Below are 22,335 nucleotides of genomic sequence, written 5' to 3' on the forward strand. Positions count from 1 at the left end.
CTCGTCACTTCGCATCCGGCACGCCCGCGGCCTTCTTCACGGCCGAGCGGATGCGCGTATAGGTGCCACAGCGGCAGAGGTTGCCCGCCATCGAGCGGTCGATGTCCGCGTCCGTCGGCTGCGGCGTCTTCGCCAGCAGCGCCGCGGCGCACATGAGCTGCCCCGCCTGGCAGTAGCCACACTGAGGAACGCCCAGCTCCACCCACGCGCGCTGGAGCGGATGGTTCCCGTCGGTCGACAGGCCCTCGATGGTGGTGACAGCGCGGCCGTCCGCGCGGCGGATGGGCGTCACGCACGCGCGCACCACCTGGCCATCCAGGTGCACGCTGCACGAGCCACACAGCGCCTCGCCACAGCCGTACTTCGTCCCCGTCAGTCCCAGGACGTCGCGCAGCGCCCACAACAACGGCATCTCCGGGTCGACGTCCAGCTCCCGGTCCTCGCCATTGACGCGCACTCGAATGCTCACGGCCGTGCCTCCTCGCTGGGGCACTCGGCGCCGGTGGCCACCCAGGCCGCGACGAGCTCCCCGAATCGCGCCTGCGTCCCCGGCGCCGGTTCCCTCCCGGAGCCCGGAGCCCAGCCCCACGCCACCAAGGCGTCATGCTTGTTGTGCTCGACCAGTTGCTCCAACGTCTTGCCTCCGTTCCTCGCGGGGTCCTTGAGCTGCTCACACAAGGCCCGAGGGCTCTTGCCCGTCCAGGCCATGGAGCGCGGGGCCAGGTGCCAGTTCGGCGCGCCGGGCACTCGCGCCAGCGCCACGTTGCGGTCCTGGTGACAGCCCTCGCAGGTCATCCCCACGACGCCCTTGTCCTCGGGGCCTCGCGTCACCGGCGGGTTGTGGAGCGTCATCCCCGTCTCCTGGAAGGGGCTGTCGCCGTCGGGGTGACAGTTCGAGCAGCGCGGGTGGAAGTAGACGCGACTGGTCTCGAGGAACAGGGCGCGGGAGCGCTGCGCCGGGTCCTCGATGCGCTGGAACATGTCGAGGGAGCGCAGCTCGTGGGCGTCCACGCGCGGCAGGGACTCCCCTTGCGCCGCCTCGGCTTCGGGCTGGCGTCGACACCCTCCGGCGCTCGCGAGGATAACCACGGCGGCCATGACCGGAAGTGAGGGCTTCATCGTGGCTAGGTTCCGGCAAGTCGTCCGGCGCCTCAAGCTGAATGTGCAGACCGCTTCCGGGATTCGTCCCACCGCGAGGTGGGAGCCATGCGCATCTTTCGCGTGTCAGCGGGTGGACAGAGCGCGCGATTTTCCGCGAGGCCCCGGGCGCGCACGACCGGAAGGCGCCTGGGCCCGGGGCTTTCGGGCGGCGCGCGGGCGAGGTGTCTCCAGCACGCGGGCCTCTTCCGTGTTTCCCTGGAGAGGCTTGCTCGTCATGCGCGGCGGCATCATCAGCAACATCCAGAGAAGGTCATACATGAGCACGGACCTCGGAAGCCTCAGCGCGGGGTGAACGGGCTGCAGCCGGGACAGGCCATCGTCGTCACTGCTCCTTGGGCACTGGCAGCGACTCAATCCACCGCTGGACCCGCGCGACGCCTTCCTTGTCCACGACGTGGGTGCCCAGCGGCGGCATCTGCACGGGAAGCCCGCGAGCATTCATGCGGTGCAGCATCGTGCTGCGCTTCACGTCCCCCGGCGCCACGCGCGGCACGGAGTCGCCGAACAGGCCTGTCGTCCGGAAGAACGAGCGCACGCCCACCGACGTCTTCCACGCATCCGTCTGCTCGACGCCGCCAAGCTCCGCGGCCTCCAGGCGCAGCATCAGCCCGGAGGTCCCGCCCAGCGCCAACGGGTTGGTGTTGTGACAGGACACGCCGCAGTTCATGTGCAGGTAGCCCAGCGCGGCCTGGTCCAGGGGCGTGCCAGGAACCTTCGGCGCCTTCTCGGGGGGATGGGACAGCAGGCCCTCCTCGACCAGCTTCGAGAGCGTCAGCCCCTTCGCGGACTCGTGCGCGAGCGACACCGCCTCGAACCCCAGCACCTCGTCCTCGCGCCCCCCGTGACAGGCGACACAGTCCGTCTGGCTCGGGATTTCATGCCCCGGAGTGCCCGTGTCGGGGACCTTCTTCTCGCCGTCGGTGAGCTCCGTCGCCCGCTTGCCGTCGTCGCTCCAGCGGTACGTGGTGCGCAGCCACGTGCCATCCGGCCGCTTCCACAGCAGCCGCGTCTCGATGGGTCGCCCCTGCCAGCGGAACTCCTTCCAGAACTTCGTCCCGGGCGGGAAGCGCCACTCATCCGGCTTCGACGTCTCTACGCGCGTGCCGGGCGGCAGGAGGACGTAGCGGGACTTCTCCAGTCCGTCACTCCAGAGCTGGAAGCCCGGCTCGTAGGCACGCACCTCGCCCGTCACCGTCTTCGTCTCCCAGCCCTTCCCTCCCTCGCCATACAGCCCCGTGCACGCGAGGTGCTGGAGCCCGCCGCCCTCACAGACGATGCCGCCGTCCACGGCCTTCCAGCCGGTCCCCTCGGACGAGGAGCGGCACTCACAAGCCGAAGCACCCACGACCAGGAGGATGAACAGCGGGACCACACGACCCAAGGACATCGAACCTCCCACGCCTCTCACCCTAACGAAGCGGGAGAGACGGATTGTGCGTCTTGGTGACGCACCCCACCGGCGTCACTGCCGCACCGGATGCTTGGACAACTTGCGCTGGAGACTCCTGCGCTGGATGCGCAGCAGGCGCGCCGCCTGCGAGATGTTGCCGCCGCAGTCCGCGAGCACGCGCTGGATGTGCTCCCACTCCGCGCGAGCCAGCGAAGGGACCTGATGCTCCAGCGACGCGGCCTCGCCCGCGGGCAGCGTGGCCCCCGCGAAGGCCAGGAGGATGTCGTCCACGTCCGCGGGCTTGGAGAGGTAGTGCGTGGCGCCTCGGCGCACGGCCTCCACCGCGGTGGCGATGCTCCCGTAGCCCGTGAGGACCACCATCGTGGTCCGCGCATCCATCGCCTTCAGGTCGCGAACCAGGTCCAGCCCGGAGCCATCCGTCAGTCGCAGGTCGATGACGGCATACCCGGGTCGCAGCTCCGCCGCGCGCTCCAGGGCCTGCTTCGCGCTCTCCGCGCCATGCGCCGTGAAGCCCTTGCGGCCGAAGGCGCGGACCAGCCGCTCGCGAAAGGGCTCGTCGTCGTCGATGACGAGCACCACGGGAGACACCTCAAGCGGCGACATGAGCAGGCCCCTTCCGGCACGGAAGCTCCAGCGTGGCGCGAGTCCCCAAGCCCTCCTCCGAGGCCAGCTCCAGCCGTCCACCGCACAGCTCCGCGAACGTCTGGCCCAGGAACAAGCCCAACCCCATCCCCTGCCCCGCGGGCTTGGTGGTGAAGAACGGCTCCCCTACCCGCTCCAGCACGTCGCGCGGAATGCCCGTGCCCCGGTCCTCCACCACGAAGCGCGTGCGCCCTCCATCCCCCATCACGCGCACCAGGACAGGCGACTGCGTGGCCTCGCTCGCATGCAGCGCGTTGCGCACCAGGTTGACCAGCACCTGCACCAGTCCGCGCGGCGGGAAGTAGAGCGCCACGGACACTGACTCCTCGACTCGCACGCGCGCCAGCTCTCCCGAGGTGAGCTCCTCACGCATCCGCTCGAGCACCGCGCTCGTCGTCGTCTGCTCGGGAGCCTCGCCATACGTCTGGCCCGCGCGCGCGCTCATGCGCTCCAGGATGTCCCGGCACCGCTCCACCTGGTCCCGGATGAGGCGCGCATCCTCGAGCGCCTCCTGCGGCTCCTCCTGGATGAGCACATCCAGCTCGTTCGCCGCGATGGCGATGGTCCCCAGCGGGGTGCCCAGTTCATGCGCCGCGCCCGCCGCCAGCGTGCTCAGCGACGCCAGCTTCTCCGCGCGCGACGCCAGCAACTGCGCGCGCACCAGGGCCTCCTGCCTGTCCCTCAGCGCCGCGGACACGCGCGCCACCATCAGCGAGACGCTCATCACCGTGAGCGAGAAGGCCACCCATGTCCCCACCACGCGCCCCGGGCCCGAGAGCACCGAGCCCGTGCCGTCCCCCAGCTCGCGCAACGGGACGTGGAACTGGAACAGGAGCACCGGCCCCACCACGGCCAGCAGCGCCAGCGACAAGGTCCACCGAGGCCCCAGCACGAGCGCCGCCATGGCCACGTGGACCAGGTACAGCATGGCGAACGGGTTCTCCGGCCCACCCGACAGCGCCAGCAGCCCCGTGAGCAGGAGCGAGTCGAGCGCGAGCACCGCGCCCAGGTGATGGGACTTCACCACCGGGTGGCGGCGGAGCCACAGCGTCAAGAGCAGGTTGGACGCGCCCGTCAGCACCACCAGCGCGAGGAGCGGCACCACGGGGAGGTCCAGCCGCAAGCCCCGCGCGGCCACCCCCACCGTCAGCGCGGTGCCCGCGACGGCGTGCCAGCGCAGCCGCACCAGCCAGCGCAGCGCGATGGCGCTGGACGACAGCAGGTCCACGACATCCTGGGCTGCGTGGTAGTACGCGGAGCGCGGCGACTGCGGCCTCGCCTGCGAGTCGAAGGGCGGGCGGAACACGCCCCTTCATACCTTGGGAGTCCCCAGCCCGCGAGCGCGTCAAGTTGACGCAGGGCCCGTGAGCACTCCGGCCAGGGAGCCGAGCCAACAGCCCCTGACTCCCCAGCCGGCGCTGCCGGTGCGACTAGATGTAGCCCATCAGCTCACCACGGTCCAAGGCCTCGCCCTTCGAGGTGTACGACGAGTACCAGGAGGTGTTCTTGGTGCCGTACTGGTCCTTCTGGAAGTGGGAGTGAGGACCGGTGGAGTTGCCCGTGCCGCCCAGGTTGCCCACCTGGCAGCGGTTGCACGTGCGGTCATACGAGTCACTGGTCTTGATCCAATGCCACTGGCGGAAGGACCAGCCGCTGCCGAGGTTGAGCAGCGCCTCGTTCTGGTTGCCACTGCCACTGCCGTTGCAGACCACGCCCGAGGTGCGGACCGTCACGTTCCAGTACACGGTGGCGGAGACACCCGTCTCCGCGCCCCAGTAGTTGCAGCGCGAGTTCGCGACGTCCACGGCACCGTGGTACGTGCCGCTCGAGTAGTACGTGGTGGCGCTCACCGTGCTGGGGAACGGCGCGACGGCGGTGTAGGCGAGCGCGGCCGAGGGAATGGTCACCAGGGCCGCGAGCGCCGTGAGGCGCGACTTGGAGCTACGCATCGTTGTTCCTTTCGGGCCGGCTGTACGGCCCTCGGAGGGACTGCTGCTCAATGAGCCTGCCGCAATCGCTGCTTCTCCCTCAGGAGCAGGCTCCACTCCTGAAGACCGGTACTCAAGGCGCGAATCCACGCGTCCACCTCTGGGACGAGGCGAGTGTCCACCTGGCGCAGGGCCTGGAGCTCCGGCACCGCGCTGGAGAACCCCAGCCGCGCGATGCTCTGGAGAATCGCCGTGCGAACCCCCACGTCCGTCTCGGAGCGGTACATCGCCCCCAAAGTCTGTCTGGCTTTCGCCATCTCCGACGCGGGCACCCCGCCCAGCGCCGTCGCCGCCCCCGCGCGCACCTCCGCGCTGTCATGGCCCAGCAGCGAGTGGAGCGTCTTGGCGGACTCCGGACTGATGGCCGCCGTGGAGATGTTGCCCAGAATCCTGCCCGTCACCTTCGAGTCCGAGGACGCCGCGGCGGCCGACACCGCCGTGTCCGATGCGGGCCCATGGAACCCCGCATAGACGTAGCGGTTGTCCTCGATGAGGTTCGTCGCGGCCTCGTTCCGGACCTCGGGCGAGGTGTCCTGGACCAGCCGCGAGTACATGTCGCCCGTGTGCTCCTCCGCGCTGGTGCGGCGCAGCGCACGCGTGGCGGCGGCGCGCACGGCCGGGTCCGCGTCGTTGAGCGCCCGCTTGGACACCACCTGCATCGTGGAGGGGCTCTCACCCCGGTCCGTCTTCGCCGCCAGCGCCGCGGCCAGGTGCTCCACCATGAGGGGCTCCGTCTCGCGCTCGAAGGCCGCGCGGAGCTGCTCCTCGGGGAGCGTGACGGCGGACTCCTTCAACAGGTCCCGCAGGTAGCGCCGGTACGCGGGGGACTTCGACTGGAGTCCTCGACGGATGGAGTCCATCAGCCCCTCGACGGAGCACGTCTCCGGCTGGAGCGTGGGGCGCTCGGCGAGAGCCGCGAGCGGAGTCAGCAGGGAGGGCAGCCACAGCAGGCACAGCGCCCGGGCCAGCAAGGAGGTGCGCGTCATGGGAGAGCTCAATCGCGGTGGAGGCAGCCGTAGGGGTCCTGGTCCGAGAGCGCGAGCCACACGCGCTCGAAGTCGACGACACCGCTGGCGTAGATGCGCTCGAAGTCCTGGTAGGTCGGCTGGAAGCGCGGGTCGATGAGCGCCATCTTCGCCATCACCGGCAACGCGTCCCGGCCCGCCGCGCGCGCGGAGAAGCGGAACAGCGCCCAGCGCACGCACACGTCCTGCTCCGGCTCGAAGGCGCGCGAGAAGGTGTCCAGCACCTTGGCCGAGTCCGACGACAACGCCAGGTTGTGCGCCGCGGCGGAGCGCCCGTCGGGGCTGCCCTCCGAGGTGAGGACCTTCGAGTACCCGTCGGTGGCCCGCGCATCCAGCACGGGCGCCGTCTCCATGGGCGTCGACAGCGCCATGTACCGGACGTGCTCGTCGAGCGACTGGGTGCCGATGCTCAGCAGCTTGTCCAGGTATGGCGCCGCGTTGGCGGACCGCTCATGGTCGTTCTTCATCACCCGCGCGATGGTCCTCGCCGCGGCCCAGCCCCCTTCTCCCGAGGCCGGGTCCTTGGCGAAGTCCGCGAGCCGCGTGAGCACCTCGGGCGAGAGCTGCTTCTGCGAATCCAGCGTGGAAAGCAGGCCCGCGCGGCGCTCGGAGTCGAGCTCCGCGTCCAGCCCCATCTCCACGAGCCGCCGCGCCACCTCTGGAAGCTGCACGGCCTCCGAGTCCTTCAGCGCCATCGCGAAGACCTTGAACTCCTTCGGTCCCGCCTCCCGGGTCCACTCCAGCACCTGCCCCGCCCGGCCCGCGTCCTTGCCGATGAGCTCCGTCAGCCGCTCCTTCAGGTACATGCGGACCAGCGGGTCCCTGGACGCCAGGAGCGGCGCGGCCCAGTCCCGGAACGTCTCCAGGCTCACGCCCTCGTTGAAGCGCTCCAGGTCTCGCCAGCACGTCGTGGCGTCGTAGCGGGGGGCCTGTGCCTCGGCCTCCTCCACGGCCTGCGCCGAAGCAGCCCCACCACCCACACGCGGAGTCTTTGATGGCGCCTGCTGGGACTCGGCGCCGGAGGCGTCGCTTCGACCTTCCGCCACCGCTTCGGCTCCCCGCCGGACCCAAAACCCCGCCCCCAGCAACAAAAGCGCCCCCGCCAGGAAAACCCAGACTCTGCGACGAAGAGTGCGCCACAGCCCGCTTGGGAGTGTCGGACGAGATGAGGATTCGGGTTGCATGTCCCGAAGACCCTATCGAGGACAAACAGATTTGTCCTCATAATCTTATAAATCGGAAAACTTCAGTCAGAATGGACCCACCCCTCCCCACACGGCGGGGCCTGCGCCACGCACCGTGAGCGAGGGGCCGCGGGGCCTCAGGCAGGTGCGCGACACCACACTCCTGGTGGAGGTGGCGCACCACCGCGCAAGCCTCTGCCAGCCGCGCCGGGGCGAAGGGGGCTCACGCCCTGAGCGGGTCGGCGGGTGGCCCCGTGGGGACGAGCGCGAGGCGCCATTCCACGCACGGGGCGCGACTCCGGGTCAGGGGCCTCATTTGCAGTGGCCCGCTCGTGCCCGGTGCCGCAGCATGCGCCGCATGCAGACCTCTTCGTCCGTGCCGACGGCACTCACCATCGCGGGTTCCGACAGCGGCGGTGGCGCCGGCATCCAGGCCGACCTGAACACCTTCTCGTATCACCGCGTGCACGGCACCACCGCGCTCACGGCCATCACCGCGCAGAACACCCGAGGCGTCACCCGAGTCGACGTGATGCCCGCGGAGGCCGTGGCCGCGCAGATGGATGCCGTCGCGGAGGACCTTCGCGTCGGCGCGGTGAAGACGGGCATGCTCGTCAACGCGGACATCATCTCCGTCGTCGCATGGCGGCTGAAGTCCTTGAAGCTGGGCGCGCTCGTGGTGGACCCCGTCATGGTGTCGCGTGCGGGAGCGCGCCTCATCGACGACTCGGCTGTCGGTGCCTTGAAGCAGCACCTGCTCCCCCTGGCGGACATCGTCACGCCCAACCGCCACGAGGCGGAGCTGCTCGCGGGGCTGGAGCTGCGCACGCTGGAGGACATGCAGGAGGCCGCGCGGCGCATCCACCAGCTCGGCCCGCGCGCGGTGCTCGTCAAGGGTGGAGGCATGACGGGTGAGCTCCGCGGCCTGGATGTCTGGTTCGACGGAGAGCGGATGGAGACGCTGTTCCTTCGCGCCGTGAAGACGCAGAACACCCACGGCACGGGCTGCACCCTCTCCGCGGCCATCACCGCCGGGCTCGCGCTGGGGCAGGACGCGCGGGAAGCCACCCGGCGCGCCAAGGAGTTCGTCACCGCGGCACTGGAGCACCCGCTGCACCTGGGACAGGGCCACGGCCCGTTCAGCCACTTCTCCCCGCTGAACCGGCCCGCCTGAGTCGCTTCGAGGGGCGAAACAATCCCGCGGAAAATCGCCTGTCGATTTCCGCCCCTCCTCGTTCGATTCGGGGATGGGAGACTGAGCTCCCCCCGAAAGCGTGAGGCCCCACCCATGAAGTACCTGCTGATGATCTACGAGAACGAGAAGCTCTGGGAGTCGCTCTCCCAGGAGGACACCCAGAAGATCCTCGGCGAGTACGCCGTCTTCACGGAGTCGCTCGAGAAGAGCGGCAGCTACATCGCGGGAGAGGCCCTGGAGCCGACGCCCACGGCGACCACCGTGCGCATCCGCGACGGCAAGCGGCTGACGACGGACGGCCCGTTCGCGGAGACACGCGAGCAACTGGGAGGCTTCTATCTGGTGGAGGCAAAGGACCTCGACGAGGCCATCGCCATGGCTTCGCGCATCCCGAACGCGAGAACGGGCTCCATCGAGGTTCGCCCCATCATGGACTACTCCAAGAGCATGGGCTGAGAAGGAGGCTCGGGCCCAGGACAGGACTCCTGGGCCCAGGCCGTGGCGCTCCCCATGCCTCCCTGGCCGTCCATCCTCGAACAGACCTACCGCACGGACCACGGCCGCATCGTGGCCACGCTCATCCGCGTCATGGGCGGAGACTTCGCGTCGGCGGAAGAGCTGGTGCAGGAGGCCTTCGAGGCCGCGCTCCAGCAGTGGCCCCGGGACGGTGTACCCGCCGAGCCCCGGGCCTGGCTCATCCGCGCCGCGCGCAACAAGGCCGTGGACCGGATGCGGCGAGGCGTGCGGCTCGGCGCCCGGGTCGATGAGCTGGAGGTGCTGGCCCGGCTCGAACAAGAGCTCTCCACCACCCCCGATGGCGCCGACTGGCAGGCCCATCCGGACGACTCGCTCCGGCTGCTCTTCACCTGCTGCCACCCCGCGCTGGCGGACGACGTCCAGGTGGCGCTCGCGCTGCGGACCCTGTGTGGCTTGACGACCGACGAGGTCGCCCGCGCCTTCCTCGTCCCTCCCGCGACGATGGCGCAGCGGTTGGTGCGTGCGCAGCGCAAGATTCGCGACGCGGGCATCCCCTATGTCATCCCCGAGCTGGATGCGCTGGCCGAGCGCACCCATGGCGTGCTGCACGCCATCTACCTGCTGTTCTCGGAGGGCTACGCCGCCACGGAGGGAGACGCCCTGCTGCGCGTGGACCTGTGCGCGGAGGCGCTGCGGCTGGCGCGACTGGCGCGCTCGCTCCTCCCGCGCAACGGCGAGGTGGCCTCCCTCCTGTCGATGCTGCTCCTGCACCACTCCCGCCACCGCGCGCGAGTGGCCGAGGATGGTGGGCTGGTGCTCCTGGACCGGCAGGACCGGAGTGTGTGGGACGCGTCGGAGATAGCGGAAGGACTGGCGCAGCTCGACGCCGCGTTCGCCCTGGGCGCATTCGGCCCCTACACGATCCAGGCGGCCATCGCCGCACTGCACGCGCAGGCCAAGCGCCCCGAGGACACCGACTGGGAGCAGATCTCCGCGCTCTATCACCGGCTGTCCGAGCTGGCCCCCAGTCCCGTGGTGGAGCTCAACCGCGCGGCGGCGGTGGCGATGGCCCAGGGCCCCGCGCAGGGCCTCGCGCTGGTCGACGACCTGGAGGCCTCCGGAAGGCTCACCTCCTATCACCTGCTCCCCGCGGCGCGTGCGGAGCTGCTGCGCAGACTGGGACGCAGAGAGGAATCCGCGGCGGCGTATCGCCGGGCCCTCGCGCTGGTGCGCACCGAGCCCGAGCGTCGCTTCCTGGAGGAGCGGCTGCGCGAAGTGATTTGAATTGATCAGCGCGAAGGGGTGCGGCGTCCAAGCGGCACAACACGACGCCGGCTGCTTCCTTCAACCCTTGTTCAGGGAGCGGGCCGGCTCATCCACAGGTCCACACCCATGCGGAAGTTCCGCCTGTCGTCACCCGTCTGTCTTCTGTCTTCCCTCCTGGCCATCAGCGGCTGCGCCGACTCGACGCCCCCCGAGCCCGCGCCCCAGGCCCCCGTCGCGCAACACATTCCCCATCGCTACATCGTCATGCTTCGTCCCACGACGACGGCGAACGCCCCCAAGGGAGTGGCCACACCCGAGAAGGTGATGGGACTCGCGAGCAAATATGACGCGAAGGTCTCTCGCACCTATTCCCATGCACTCCAGGGCTTCGTCGCGGAGCTGGATGACTCCCGCGTGGAGGCCCTGCGCGCGGACCCGAGCGTCGCGCTGGTGGAACAGGACCGGAAGGTCCGGCTCCATCAAGTCGCCGGCGCGGTCCCCTGGAACCTGGACCGCCTGGACCAGAAGGACCTGCCGCTCGATGGCCGCTACCAGCCCGCGCTGACCGGAGCGGGAGTCCACGCCTACGTCCTCGACACGGGCATCCGCTCCACGCACACGGAGTTCCAGGGGCGCCTGGGGAACGGCTTCGACGCCCTGTCGCCTGGAGGAGACGCGGAGGACTGCCATGGCCATGGGACCCACGTGGCGGGCTTGCTGGGAGGCACGACGTGGGGCGTGGCCAAGGCGGTGACGCTGCATCCGGTGCGCGCCATCGACTGCGAAGGGGAAGGCACCGCGTCGGGCATCGTCGCGGCCCTCGACTGGGTCATCGCGAATCACCAGTCCCCCGCCGTCGCCAACCTGAGCCTCGGCTTCGAGGCCTCCGAGGTCATCGACCAGGCGGTCCGCAACGCCGTGGCCGCGGGCATCACCACCGTCGTGGCGGCGGGCAATGACACGCTGGACGCCTGTGGCATCTCCCCCGCCCGCGCCTCGGAAGTCATCACCGTGGGCGCCACGAACAAGGACCACGCCAAGGCCAGCTTCTCCAACTACGGCCCCTGCGTCGACGTGTTCGCCCCCGGCGAGGACATCGAGTCCGCGGGCATCGCGGACGACACGGCATCGGCGCCCTACTCCGGAACGTCCATGGCCACGCCCCATGTCGCGGGCGCCGTGGCGCTCTTCCTGGGAGCCCATCCCTCCGCGACACCCGCGCAGGCCCGGGACGCGCTCATCGCCGCGGCGGTGCCGGGGCGCGTGGCGAACGGGGTGCCGACCACTCCCAACCTGCTGCTCCAGACGGACTTCAGCGCCGTGGCCGGTGACCACCACCAGCCGTGGGCCCACCTCCTCACGCCCTTCCCTCGGAGCACCGTCCGGGACACCGCGAGGGTCCAGGTGCTGGCGCTGGATGACTCCGGCATCCGCCGCGTGGACTTCTGGGTCGACGGCCTGCTGCGCGCAAGCGACGACACCTTCCCGTTCGAGTTCGCGTGGGACACCCTCCAGGAGCTCAACGGCCCCGCCGTGCTGGAGGTCCGCACCTATGACACCAGCCTCAAGGGCCACCGCTCCGCGCCCGTCGCGGTGACGGTGCGCAACCGAGGCATCGCCGACTTCGACCCGGAGCTCCTCGCCCCCCGCTGCACGGCCCTGACGTCCTCGTGCGGCACGGGGCGCCTCGTGGAGGGAATGGGAACCACGGGCCCCGAGCGGAACGCGCCCAACACGCTGGGCACGTCGTGCCCGGATGGCTACGGGACCTACTACGTCAGCACCTCGCTGGAGGGACTGCGCATCACCAGCCTGGACGGAGGGCCGCTCACGGCGGGCCGCGAGGTGAGAATCTCCGCGAAGATCGCCGGCGCCGGGAGCTGGCTGAGCCCCGTGGACCTCTTCCACGCGGCCGATGCGCGCAACCCGAGCTGGACGTATGTCGGCCAGCTCCCCTTCCCGGGGGCCGGAGTGCCAGAGCTCTCCACCACCTTCGTCCTCCCCGAGGGTGGGCTTCAGGCGATTCGAGGCGTCGCGGGCTTCAATCCCATGCAGGCCAGCTGCACGCCGGAAGGCTGGGCGGACCACGACGACCTGGTCTTCCCGGTCGCGAATCCGCCCCGCTGAAGGGCCATTCCGGCGTTTTGTGTCGATTCCGCACCCCTGAAATTCGCCCACCAGAGGCCCACCAAGGCCTCGCCATGCGACGAAGGAGCCCGGGGGAGCATCGCGATGGGAGCACCTCTCGCGACGCACGACGGGGAGCCCGCCACGGCATCCACCGGGGATGTTTCACGAGGGGTGTCTGGCCATGCCTCATTCCAGACGGAATGGGGCCGGAGCGATGCCATGAATTGGCTTTCGCCCGAGTGGGAAGTCTGCATGATCGAGCCGCAAAGGACTTCCATTCATGGCGACGAGCGACAGTGCGGACAAGGCGCTGGTGGAGCGGCTGCAACGCGAGGAGTACTTCGCGAACGAGACCTTCGAGGGCATCGACCTCCAAGGTCTCGAGCTGCGCGACAAGGAGTTCTACCGGTGCACCTTCGAGGGCTGCCAGCTCCAGGAGAGCCGCTGGCAGCGCACCGTCTTCGAGGCGTGTGTGATTCGCGGCAGCAACGTCACGCGAGCCCGGTTCCTCTCCACCGGGCTCCGGGAGGTGCGCTTCGAGGGTTCCAAGCTGATGGGCATCGACTGGAGCGACCTCTCCTCCAACCCCGAGCTGAGCTTCCAGGAGTGTGGCCTGTCCTACTGCTCCTTCGTGGGGCTCAGCCTGAGGAAGACGCCCTTCCTCAAGTGTGTCGCGCGGGAGTCGAACTTCTATGACCTGGACCTGACGGACGCGGACTTCACCGGGTCGGACCTCGGCGGCAGCAACTTCCGGGGCTGCGTGCTGCTGCGCGCGGACTTCTCCGACACGACGGGCGTGTTCCTGGACCCGTCGGTGAACAAGCTCAAGGACACGCGGGTCCCCATCGAGACCGCCGTCGGGCTCGCCCGGAACCTGGGCATGCTCGTCACGGGATTCCACGATGAGGCCCCCAAGCGCGTGACCCGCAAGTCGCGTCCGGCCCCGTGACTCAAGGCAGCGCGGCCGTCAGGCGGAGCGCCTCCTGGAGGATGCGGTCGGTGCCCGCGGCGATGCTCGCGCAGTCGAGCGGCATGGCCACGTCGGTCGGCACGCCGACGCTCTCGTACATCTGACCGTCCGGGGCGAAGTACTGCTCGATGGACAATCCAAACGTCCAGCCATTCGGGAGCTGGCGGGTGGGCGTGTCGGAGTGTGCCCCGAGTGAGCGCTCCCCGACGAGGGTGACCTGCGGCAGCGGGGCCATGGCCATGGTGAAGATCTCCGCCGCGCTCGCGCTGAGGCCGCTCTGCAACACATAGACGGGCTTGGTGAACGGGCGAGGCCCCGCGGGCCCGAAGCGCAGCTCGCGCGCGGGGGTGAAGCCGTCTCGCGTGCGGCCCTTCTTGGAGACGCCGAGCCGCTCCGTGGTGGTGAAGCGGCTCGCGAGGGCCAGGGACACCGCGTCGTGGCCTCCCGTGTTGAAGCGCACGTCGACGATGAGGGCAGCCTTGTCGCCCAGGGCGGCCAGCGCTTCGTCGATGGCCTTCCCCGCCGCCGCCACGTCGGAGGCCGCGTCGGCCGCCTCCGTGAACTTCATCATCTTGAAGACGGCGATGTAGCCCACCCGCGCATTGAGGGACTGGTACGCGAGCTGGCCGCCGCCCGTCCGGGTGACGCCGGGTCCCTTCATGAGGTGCTGGTCGATGTACTGAAGGACCGCGTCGTGGTTCTCGTAGAAGTCATCGGGGAACGGCTTGGGTGAGAAGTGCCGCTCTCCCCCCCCGAGGTTGATGTGGCCGTCCCGGAGCGGCGTGAGCATCTCCGACAGGAGGGCGAAGAGCTCGTCGTCCGAGGTGGTGGCGGAGACGCGGGGCCGGAACTGCTGGTAGCGGGCACGCCAGTCGACGCCGTAGAGGTCGAAGAGCGCGTACTGCTCGTTGAAGGTGTTCCAGAGGATGTCGAAGTTGAGGACCGGGTCCTTCGGTGACGGCGGGGGCCGCGTGCAGAGGTCGGGGATGGGGGCGCGCTTGCCCCGGACGTAGAGCGTCCCGGAGTCCTCGATGACGAGCGCGTCGCCCTCCCGCCGGAAGCGCAGGTCGACATCAGGCAGCCGCCCCTCCTCCAGCGCCCCCGCCGCGAGCGGGAGGCAGCTCACCTCGGTCCGCTCGAAGAGCTCGACCTGGTTGCCGCGGAGCTTCACCACGAGGCCGTACGTCTCGGTGGCCCACTCCCCCTCCACCGTCTTCGGGGGCCCCTCCCCCGGGTCGTCATTCCCACAAGCGGACAGACCCAGCAACAGCGCCAACGGCAGGGCTTTGATACTCCGGTGCATGTGTTCCTCGGAAACAGACGAGATTCTCGTTGGAACACCGCACCGGGAAACGACTGTCACCTTCCGGCGAAGACAAATTCAGACATCTTCGCCACTTCGATTCTTTTACAACTCAGGAACTTCTACACCTGGGAGTCCCGATTCCGGGCACGCGGTTGCGCTCCTGGGACTACCGCGGCGCCAGCTTCGTCACGAACGCGTCGGGGGAGCCCTTGAGGGTGTTCCCATCGAAGTCGCCATACAGGAAGCCGCCCAGGTAGGGACTGCCCGAGGAGTCGACCGAGAGGCCATAGGGCTGCACGTCGATGGGCACTCCGTTCTTGACCGCCGGAGGCTGCTGCACCACCCACATCACATTGCCGCTGAAGTCGAGCCTGGCGACGAAGCTGTGGATCGCGCCACCGCTCATGTCATCCGCCCGAGACACGTCCCCGCTCCCGCTCCCGCTCACGTAGAGCCCCTCGGGGCGCGCGAAGATGCCCGTCACAGCCGAGCCAGAGCCCGAGCTCAGCTCCCAGACCCACAGCCGGACGCCGCTCGGCGAGTATTTCACGACGAAGGCGTTGGACTGGTTCGAACCATCGGGGACACCATCCATCCCTCCTGGGCTCACGCCGGCCAGATAGACATTCCCATCCGAGTCGGTGGTGGTGTCGTAGTTGAAGGCGCCCCCCGTGCTCGTCCCGGCCTGCCGGGTCCACTGCTTCACCCCGCTGCCGTTGAACTTGGTGACGAAGACGTCGGAGGGGCTGTTCACCGTGTTGCCGTCCAGTCCGCCGGTCGTCCAGCCGGAGACATAGACGTTGCCCGCGCTGTCGGTGGCGACGCGACGACTCTCGGTCCGTTCGCCCGACATGCCGACCGTCCGCGTCCACAGTCGATTGCCCGCGGCGTCGTACTTGCTCACGAACGCGTCGTGGAGACCGGCACACACGCTCCCGTCCACGTTGCCAGTCGTGGAGCCTCCGATGAAGACGTTGTCCGAGCCATCCACCGCGACGCCATACGCCTCGACGGTACCGCTCGGCGACCCCAGCAGCCGAGTCCACTGCCGCACGCCGGCGTCATTGTATTTGGTGACGAAGGTCTCCCGCTCTCCCATCTGCGTGGCACCATCCAGCGGGCCCTGGACGACGCCCGCGGCGAGCACGTGGCCCGACGTCGGAGTCGTCGCGACGGCGAACGGCCACACGGCCGACGTGGGCGACCCCATCTGTCGGGACCAGAGGACCCCCCCGTTCGCGTCCCGCGCGGTGAGGAAGCCATCGGTGAAGCCACCCGTGCCGGGGACACCCTCCAGGCCGACATTGGTGAAGCCCGTGAGATAGGTGCGCCCCGATGGAAGCCCCGCCAGGTCATAGGACTGGGTGATGCCGCCGGGCGCCCCCGAGGTCTTCGTCCAGACAGTCACTGGCCCCTCGCAGCTCAGCAGCTCGAGCGCCCCGATGGAGATGACGACATTGCCCGCGCGGGTGTCGTTGTCATCCGTGACGTTCAGCCGGTACTTCACATAGGCGCCAGGCGAGGCGACGTTGAACTCCCGGCGCAGGGGGCTGGCCCAGCCCGTCTGCTGGGTGCGCGTATCCACCACCACCCAGGCCGCGCCGTTCCAGCCCTGCAGGGTCCAGTCCTTCGGAGCGCGGGTGAGGATGGAGCCATTCGAGTACGTGATGGCATAGCGGTGCACGGTCTTCGGCCCCTCCGGGAACTGATAGGCGAGCCAGGCCGGCGTCTGGCCCTCGGCGGAGAGCCAGAAGGAATAGTTGCCATCGAAGGCCTTCCAGGCCGCATAGAGGCTGGACGACGAGAAGACGCTGGAGGCACTGGCGATGCCCGACGGTGTCGTCGCGGACGTCATGACCGGCACGAGAGAGGTGCAGGTCAGCGCCTGCGAGCGTGTCGCATCCGCGTTGGAGTCGGCTGAGTCCGCTCCCCAGCACCCGGACAGCATTCCCAGGGCGAGAGCCCCGGACAGCACCTGCCGCTGCATGGACTTCCACTGCATCATGGTGTCGCTCCCCGTGAGCGTGCGCGAGCCGCGCACGCTGTCTCGGTCAGGGATAGCGACGAGGAGGAAGCAGCGGGCGAGGGATGTGACGAAAGCGGCCCCGCCCGGGACGAACCTGCTCCGGCCAGGGGCCTACTTCGTCCGGCAGGCGGATTTCACGCACGTCCCTTTCACGGGCCTGGGAGGAGGCGTCACGATGAGATAGCGGATGCACGGGCTGCCGTCCGGCAGGTTGACACGCAGCTTGCGGTTGCCCGCGTCGCACGTGACGTTGTCGCACTTCTCGACATCAATCACGTTCCAATCCGGAACGACCTTGGCGGAGCGGCCAGCGGCCTTGGTGCAGGCGGCATTCGCGGCCTGGGTCCACGCGGGGTCGGCCTCCTCGGCCAGGACTCTCGAGGGGGCAAGGAGCATCCAGACTGCGACCACGGCGGCGAAGGACTTCAGCATCGAGTCACCTGGGGACGACAGTGTTGAGGTCAGGGAGTGTCGAGGGGAAGACGGGGGCGTGAAAAGGGGGGAAGCCGCGGGTGACGGACGGGCGAGAATGCTGCGGGACACAGCAGAAGGAGCACGCATGGCAACTGGAACGGTGAAGTGGTTCAACGCGGAGAAGGGCTTTGGCTTCATCGCTGTCGATGGGGGCGGACAGGACGTGTTCGTGCACTTCTCCGCGATCGAGTCCGCGGGGTATCGGTCGCTCGAAGAGAATCAGCGCGTGGAGTTCGACATCGGGCAGGGCAAGAAAGGGCCGCAGGCGGAGCGCGTGCGCGTCGTGGAAAGCTGATTCGCGTGTCGTCGCGGAGGGTCGCGCCTCCCCGCATCGGGGAGGGTCTGGCGTCTCTCGGGGAGAAGTCCTGCGGGCCCCTCACCTGCCCGCAGCCCCCTGGATGACATCAAACCCTCTCTCCGACACAAAGCCCGGTGGGCGTCGGACACGTCACAGACATCCGAGAACAGAAACAAGAACAACCGGAAACTCCCCAAACAACAAAATCCGGCTGGTAGACGACTCCCGTGCGGATTGAGCCGCACATTCGAAGGGAGTCCCTTGTGAATACGATACGGACGATGTCGCTTCTGGCCACCCTGGTGCTCGGAGGGGCCCTGGTGGTTTCTCCCACCCAGGCACGTGCCGAGGACAGCTGCTCGGCGGCCCAGGAGCAGATCCAAGCCTGGCTCGACGCGAACAAGGAGACGCTCCCGACCACGCTGGATGATATCAGTCGCTACCCCATGGAGTACCGCAGGGCCATCCAGGGAGCCCTGTCGCCCCAGCAGCGCGTTGCCCTGTGGCGGGAGCACCTCCGCCGCTACATCGCGAGCCACCCTCAGCTGAACGCCCGGCAGCTCGCCGCCCTGGACCTGGCGATGGCCACGCTCACGCCTGAGCTCTACACACCGGTCGATACGCCCGAACTGCTGCGAGCCCAAGCCGCCATGCGAGACGCCTTCGACCCCAAGGAGGCCCGCCTCATCGTCTCGACCCTCGGTCCTCCGGACGCCTCGAGCGCCGAGGAATCCGCGGCCCCCATCTGCCAATGCAATCGCTCGGATGCCTGGTGTGGCGACTTCTCTTGCAGGGCCTACTCCTGTCGGAGCACCACGTCGGGATGTGGCTGGTTCAACCGCAAGGCGTGTAATGGGCTCTGTGGTTAGCGGCGGCTCACGAGGAGCGTGAGCGCCAGGTCTCGCGGTGGGGCTCTCGCGGACGCACGAGAGCCCTACCGCACTGGCATGCACCTCGAGCCAGTGCACGGGACGAATCGGGGTTGACGCACAGCAGGCCCCTGGGAATACTCGGGGTGACATCCACCCACCTCTATCACCAGGACTCCAGCATGGGACTCGCAGAGCGCCGCCGCATCGCCACCATCAAGGAAACGCATGCTCCTCGGTTCCAGTCGGAGCTGAACGCGGCGATTGGATTCGAGCTGCCGCTCGAGATTGATATCGCGAGCTTCCCCGAGGACAAGACCATCCTCGACTGTTACGACTACTACTATGAGTCCTACGGCCCGGGTCTCATCGTCACGGTGATGAAGGAGATCTGCAAGGACGACATGGGCAAGGAGGCCGTGAAGGCGAAGTTCAACAAGATTGTCTTCCAGAACGTCGCCAAGAGCGCCGAGGACGCTGGGGACAAGAGCGTTGAAATCAAGGACCAGACGCTCATCCTGCGTGAGAGCTTCTACGGCTACTCCGACAAGCTCTATGGCGACGCCGAGCTCCAGGCCGCCCTCGAGCAGATGCTCTAGCCGTCACCCCGGCCGCACGAGGGGACGCATCAAGTCCTCGGCATAGGCGGGCTCCCCCAGGGGTATCCGCGTGTCGTAGCGCCTGGTGCCTCGGTACCAGTCCGGGTGCCCGCCGATGGCCGCCTCGATACCGCGAACGAGGCGGAGCACGGCATCGGCCTCCACGCTTGAGAGCCCCAGCCGGGCACAGTCCATGGGGAGCCGGGCCGCGACGCGCACGTACTCGTCGCACCAGCGCTTCATGCAGTCGTGCGCCTCCGTCATCGCCGCCGCGCGGGTCAGCTTCTGCTCGGCCTGCAGGACGAGGACGAGGTTGTGTACGTCTCCCCGCGCGAGCTCTTTGTCGGCCGAGCAGACGTCGTTCATGGTGTCGATGATGTCCACGGCCAGAACGAGCAGTCGTTGCACGCTGGGGACCTGACGGGCCCTCTCGGTCGTCTCGAAGCCGTTCGCCTTCTCGATCAGGTCCACCATCATGGAGACGAGGCCCGACTCGCGGCGCAGCGCGAGGTAGCTGTCGCGCGACATGGGGGCGGCGCCCTGTCGCCAGCGGGCCTCCTGGGGGAATGCCTCGATGAACCATTGCCAATGGAGCGCCGCGCGCCGCGCCCATTCGTGCGAGGCGCCGCGACGCTCGCGCTCCCACACATCCGAAAGCGCGGCGGCCAGGACGCAGGAGGGAGAGTACTCCTCGCCGGAGCGAAAGACGTCGAGCAGCAGGTCACAGCATTCGTTGACCTGGTCGGGAGGCAGCGCGCGAGCACCGTCGAACTGTTCGTCGATGAGGGTACCGACGACGATGGCGTCGATGCCCAGGTCCAGTTCGGGACCCGAGGCGTGGGGGAGCCAACGCGCGGTGAGGTCCGCGATGTCCCACGAGAGATAGCGCTGCTCGTCGACCTCGTTGGTCACCAGTCCGAGCCGACGTGCCCAGGTGAGGTTGCGGAGGCGAGCGGCGTCTCGGTCCGGGCTGCACGCGGACTCGAAAGGCAGGGCAAAGCTCACGGCTCGCGGCATGGGAACCTCCCAGCTCTCGGAGTCCCGAGGACCTATATCTTGGGACCGAAGGGCGACCCGTTCTCGACGTCGATGCGGGTGCAGAGCCCCTCCGGATTCCAGGCGAAATAGACGTAGCTGTCCCCATTCACTGTCTTGATGGCTTCCAGCAAGAACTGATGGGTCGTGGTGCACTTGGCGGAGACTCCTTCGGCATCCACGAAGTCGCACACCCCCAGGAGATTGACCTGCGTGGCGATGACCGAGCACTTCGCACGCTGGGTCGAGTCGGGAGAGCTCCGGGCCCCCGCCATGGACGCATAGGCATAGCGGAATACAGGATCAATCCTCACCGAGTAGTCCAGCCGCTCACCCGCGACAGCGACTCCGCCTGCACCAAGGCAGCACAGCGCGACCGAGACGCGAATCGAGTTCACGATGGGTTCTCCTCGAGGCCAAAGCCGTCCATGACCAGACAGGAATGACACCCATCGATCCACACGCGGCAGGCGAGGCGCCAGCAGCATCAAGTCCCGCCCCCGCAGCGGTCCTCTGGAGTGTCGACGAGGCGACACCTCCGAGACCTCCCATTCCCTGCCAATAGCAACGCATCTGGCATTGCGCTGCTGGCTCCCGTTGGTTCGCTGCCCCCGTGCAGCCGGGCACGGGGCTCCTTCGTCGGAGGCCACGTCCTACGAGAGGGCCCCGGGGAGATGCTGCTCCCACGGGGCCCCCACGAAGTGCTCATCCCCGAGGCTTGTGTCTCTTGGGGAGCGAGGAGCGCACCGTGACCTCCGGATGCGTCATCGTGGTGTGACCCGGAGCAGCTTGCCGTTGGTGGCGTCGGTGAGCAGGTAGAGGGCACCGTCGGGGCCCTGGACCACCTCGCGGATGCGCGCGTTCAGGTTCTTGAGGAGGTGCTCCTCGCCCACCACGCGGTCGTTGCGCACCATGAGCCGCACCAGCGTCTGGGCCGCCAGGCCGCCGATGAACATGTTGTTCCGCCACTCCGGGAACAGGGTCCCGGTGTAGATGGTCATCCCCGAGGGGGCAATCACCGGGTCCCAGTAGTACACGGGCTGCTCCATGCCCGGAGCCTGGGGACTCTGGTGGATGCGCGCGCCGGAGTACTCCTCCCCGTACCCGATGGTGGGCCAGCCGTAGTCCTTGCCAGCCTGGGTGAGGTTGACCTCGTCACCGCCCTTCGGCCCCATCTCCACCGTCCACAGCCGGTTCTGGCTGTCGAGCGCCGCGGACAGGACATTGCGGTGGCCGATCGACCAGATCTCCGGCTTCGCCTCCGGGTTGCTGAGGTACGGGTTGTCCTGGGGCACGGTGCCATCGGGATTGATGCGGACCACCTTGCCGAAGTGGCTCTTCACGTCCTGGGCCTGGACACGGCCCTCGAGGATGGAGCGCTCCCCCAGCGTGACGAACAGCTTGCCGTCCGGGGTGAACACCATCCGTCCGCCTGAGTGCAGCGTCGACTCGAGCGTGGGCATCATGCGGAAGATGACCTGGACGTTCTCCACGCGAGGCAGCGCACCGTCCACGAGGCGCGCGCGAGCCACGGCCAGTCCGTTGCCGCCCGAACGAGGCTCGGAATAGGTCCAGTAGATGAGCTGGCTCGTGGCGTAGTCAGGGCCCACCTCGACGTCGAGCAACCCGCCCTGCCCTCGTGCGTCCACGGCGGGCAGGCCGCTGACCTTCGGGGACTTCGCGCCCTGCTGTGTGACGATGTAGAGCGAGCCGGTGGCCTTCTCCGTCACCAGCATGCGCTGGTCGGGCAGGAAGGCGATGGCCCAGGGGTTCCTGAAGCCCGAGGCAATCTCGACGACATCAAGGGGGGTCTTCGTCTGGATGGCGGGGACGCGTGTCTGCCCGGGGAAGGCCGGGTCGAACTCGGGCACGTTGGGCGGGCCCTGCGGAACCGGGGGGCCGCTGGGCAGCGGGTCTTCAGGGGTGCCTGCGTCGACACCCGCATCGGTTCCAGGGACACCCGCGTCGGTTCCAGGCACGCCTGCGTCGTCACCAGGGAGGCCCGCGTCGGTTCCAGGGACGCCGGCATCATCTCCTGGGACGCCCGAGTCCTGCTGCGAGGTGCCCGAGTCCGGTGGTGTGGGGTCTGAGTCGTCTCGGCAACCGACCAGGAGGGTGGCAACGATGAGGGGCATTGACAGGATGCGCATGCGACTCACTCCAGAGGGGGGATGGAGAGAGACCATCGCGTCCTTTGCGTCGACTGGGAAGGACGCACTACGGCCGATGGCGCTCGATGAGCTTCACCATGGTCCAACATTTCCATCCGCGCTCTGAAC

22 protein-coding genes are annotated in these 22,335 nt (G+C 68.6%); 8 read left to right on the plus strand and 14 right to left on the minus strand.

Translation table 11 applies throughout. The annotated features are described in order from the left end of the window. Positions 1–4: 4 nt before the first annotated feature. The 8 genes from MYSTI_RS26220 to MYSTI_RS26255 all read right to left on the minus strand — a co-directional run bounded on the left by MYSTI_RS26220 (position 5) and on the right by MYSTI_RS26255 (position 7,411). On the minus strand, positions 5–469 hold the full coding sequence (locus MYSTI_RS26220) for a (2Fe-2S)-binding protein (RefSeq protein ID WP_015350822.1): 465 nt from the start codon (positions 467–469) through the stop codon (positions 5–7). Continuing rightward, on the minus strand, positions 466–1,098 hold the full coding sequence (locus MYSTI_RS26225) for an Isoquinoline 1-oxidoreductase subunit (protein ID WP_233277961.1): 633 nt from the start codon (positions 1,096–1,098) through the stop codon (positions 466–468). The genes MYSTI_RS26220 and MYSTI_RS26225 overlap by 4 nt, the downstream gene beginning before the upstream one ends. 385 nt (positions 1,099–1,483) lie before the next feature. Beyond that, the gene (locus MYSTI_RS26230) at positions 1,484–2,548 is read right to left on the minus strand and encodes a hypothetical protein (RefSeq protein ID WP_015350824.1); all 1,065 of its coding nucleotides are present in this window, start codon (positions 2,546–2,548) and stop codon (positions 1,484–1,486) included. A 75-nt stretch (positions 2,549–2,623) separates the two neighbouring features. Next, complete coding sequence (locus tag MYSTI_RS26235) at positions 2,624–3,175, minus strand: response regulator transcription factor (RefSeq protein ID WP_044281400.1); 552 nt, start codon at positions 3,173–3,175, stop codon at positions 2,624–2,626. Beyond that, complete coding sequence (locus MYSTI_RS26240; protein WP_015350826.1) at positions 3,162–4,520, minus strand: ATP-binding protein; 1,359 nt, start codon at positions 4,518–4,520, stop codon at positions 3,162–3,164. Before MYSTI_RS26240 ends, MYSTI_RS26235 begins: the two co-directional genes overlap by 14 nt. Before the next feature lie 124 nt (positions 4,521–4,644). After that, positions 4,645–5,163 carry a hypothetical protein gene (locus MYSTI_RS26245; RefSeq protein ID WP_015350827.1) on the minus strand — a complete coding sequence of 173 codons (519 nt, stop codon included), beginning with the start codon at positions 5,161–5,163 and terminating at the stop codon, positions 4,645–4,647. Positions 5,164–5,210: 47 nt separating this feature from the next. Beyond that, positions 5,211–6,188 carry a HEAT repeat domain-containing protein gene (locus tag MYSTI_RS26250; protein ID WP_015350828.1) on the minus strand — a complete coding sequence of 326 codons (978 nt, stop codon included), beginning with the start codon at positions 6,186–6,188 and terminating at the stop codon, positions 5,211–5,213. An 8-nt stretch (positions 6,189–6,196) separates the two neighbouring features. Next, positions 6,197–7,411 (minus strand): hypothetical protein, encoded by a 1,215-nt coding sequence (locus MYSTI_RS26255; RefSeq protein ID WP_015350829.1) that lies wholly within the window; start codon positions 7,409–7,411, stop codon positions 6,197–6,199. A 349-nt stretch (positions 7,412–7,760) separates the two neighbouring features. On the opposite strand from MYSTI_RS26255, the gene thiD reads away from it, so the two are divergent. The 5 genes from thiD (at position 7,761) to MYSTI_RS26280 (ending at position 13,428) form a co-directional block, all read left to right on the plus strand. Further along, positions 7,761–8,585 carry a bifunctional hydroxymethylpyrimidine kinase/phosphomethylpyrimidine kinase gene (gene thiD, locus MYSTI_RS26260; protein WP_015350830.1) on the plus strand — a complete coding sequence of 275 codons (825 nt, stop codon included), beginning with the start codon at positions 7,761–7,763 and terminating at the stop codon, positions 8,583–8,585. Between the two features lie 114 nt (positions 8,586–8,699). Then, positions 8,700–9,062, plus strand: coding sequence for a YciI family protein (locus tag MYSTI_RS26265; protein ID WP_015350831.1), 363 nt, complete (start codon positions 8,700–8,702; stop codon positions 9,060–9,062). Positions 9,063–9,116: 54 nt separating this feature from the next. Further along, complete coding sequence (locus MYSTI_RS26270) at positions 9,117–10,367, plus strand: RNA polymerase sigma factor (protein WP_015350832.1); 1,251 nt, start codon at positions 9,117–9,119, stop codon at positions 10,365–10,367. A gap of 108 nt (positions 10,368–10,475) precedes the next feature. Next, entirely contained in the window at positions 10,476–12,476 is a 2,001-nt protein-coding gene (locus tag MYSTI_RS26275) for a S8 family serine peptidase (protein WP_015350833.1), read from the plus strand. Positions 12,477–12,759: 283 nt separating this feature from the next. Beyond that, positions 12,760–13,428, plus strand: a complete 669-nt coding sequence (locus MYSTI_RS26280) for a pentapeptide repeat-containing protein (protein WP_015350834.1) — start codon at positions 12,760–12,762, stop codon at positions 13,426–13,428. 1 nt (position 13,429) lies between these two features. On the opposite strand, the gene MYSTI_RS26285 is transcribed toward MYSTI_RS26280, so the two are convergent. The 3 genes from MYSTI_RS26285 to MYSTI_RS26295 form a co-directional block, all read right to left on the minus strand. Beyond that, a complete protein-coding gene (locus MYSTI_RS26285; protein ID WP_015350835.1) occupies positions 13,430–14,752 on the minus strand; it encodes a S41 family peptidase in 1,323 nt (440 codons plus the stop codon). A gap of 169 nt (positions 14,753–14,921) precedes the next feature. Further along, positions 14,922–16,760, minus strand: a complete 1,839-nt coding sequence (locus tag MYSTI_RS40975) for an SBBP repeat-containing protein (protein WP_015350836.1) — start codon at positions 16,758–16,760, stop codon at positions 14,922–14,924. A gap of 132 nt (positions 16,761–16,892) precedes the next feature. Beyond that, positions 16,893–17,213, minus strand: coding sequence for a hypothetical protein (locus MYSTI_RS26295; protein WP_015350837.1), 321 nt, complete (start codon positions 17,211–17,213; stop codon positions 16,893–16,895). A gap of 127 nt (positions 17,214–17,340) precedes the next feature. Between MYSTI_RS26295 and MYSTI_RS26300 the strand changes: the two genes are divergently transcribed. The 3 genes from MYSTI_RS26300 to MYSTI_RS26310 all read left to right on the plus strand — a co-directional run bounded on the left by MYSTI_RS26300 (position 17,341) and on the right by MYSTI_RS26310 (position 19,021). After that, positions 17,341–17,550, plus strand: coding sequence for a cold-shock protein (locus MYSTI_RS26300; RefSeq protein WP_015350838.1), 210 nt, complete (start codon positions 17,341–17,343; stop codon positions 17,548–17,550). Between the two features lie 284 nt (positions 17,551–17,834). Then, a complete protein-coding gene (locus MYSTI_RS40980) occupies positions 17,835–18,422 on the plus strand; it encodes a bacteriocin fulvocin C-related protein (RefSeq protein ID WP_015350839.1) in 588 nt (195 codons plus the stop codon). A gap of 182 nt (positions 18,423–18,604) precedes the next feature. After that, positions 18,605–19,021, plus strand: a complete 417-nt coding sequence (locus MYSTI_RS26310; RefSeq protein WP_015350840.1) for a hypothetical protein — start codon at positions 18,605–18,607, stop codon at positions 19,019–19,021. 3 nt (positions 19,022–19,024) lie between these two features. On the opposite strand, the gene MYSTI_RS26315 is transcribed toward MYSTI_RS26310, so the two are convergent. The 3 genes from MYSTI_RS26315 to MYSTI_RS26325 form a co-directional block, all read right to left on the minus strand. Next, positions 19,025–20,038, minus strand: a complete 1,014-nt coding sequence (locus MYSTI_RS26315; protein ID WP_015350841.1) for a terpene synthase family protein — start codon at positions 20,036–20,038, stop codon at positions 19,025–19,027. A gap of 32 nt (positions 20,039–20,070) precedes the next feature. After that, positions 20,071–20,454 (minus strand): hypothetical protein, encoded by a 384-nt coding sequence (locus MYSTI_RS26320; RefSeq protein WP_015350842.1) that lies wholly within the window; start codon positions 20,452–20,454, stop codon positions 20,071–20,073. A gap of 366 nt (positions 20,455–20,820) precedes the next feature. Beyond that, on the minus strand, positions 20,821–22,206 hold the full coding sequence (locus MYSTI_RS26325) for a PQQ-dependent sugar dehydrogenase (protein WP_015350843.1): 1,386 nt from the start codon (positions 22,204–22,206) through the stop codon (positions 20,821–20,823). Between the last annotated feature and the right edge of the window lie 129 nt (positions 22,207–22,335).

Source organism: Myxococcus stipitatus DSM 14675 (assembly GCF_000331735.1).
GTDB classification, from domain to species: domain Bacteria; phylum Myxococcota; class Myxococcia; order Myxococcales; family Myxococcaceae; genus Myxococcus; species Myxococcus stipitatus.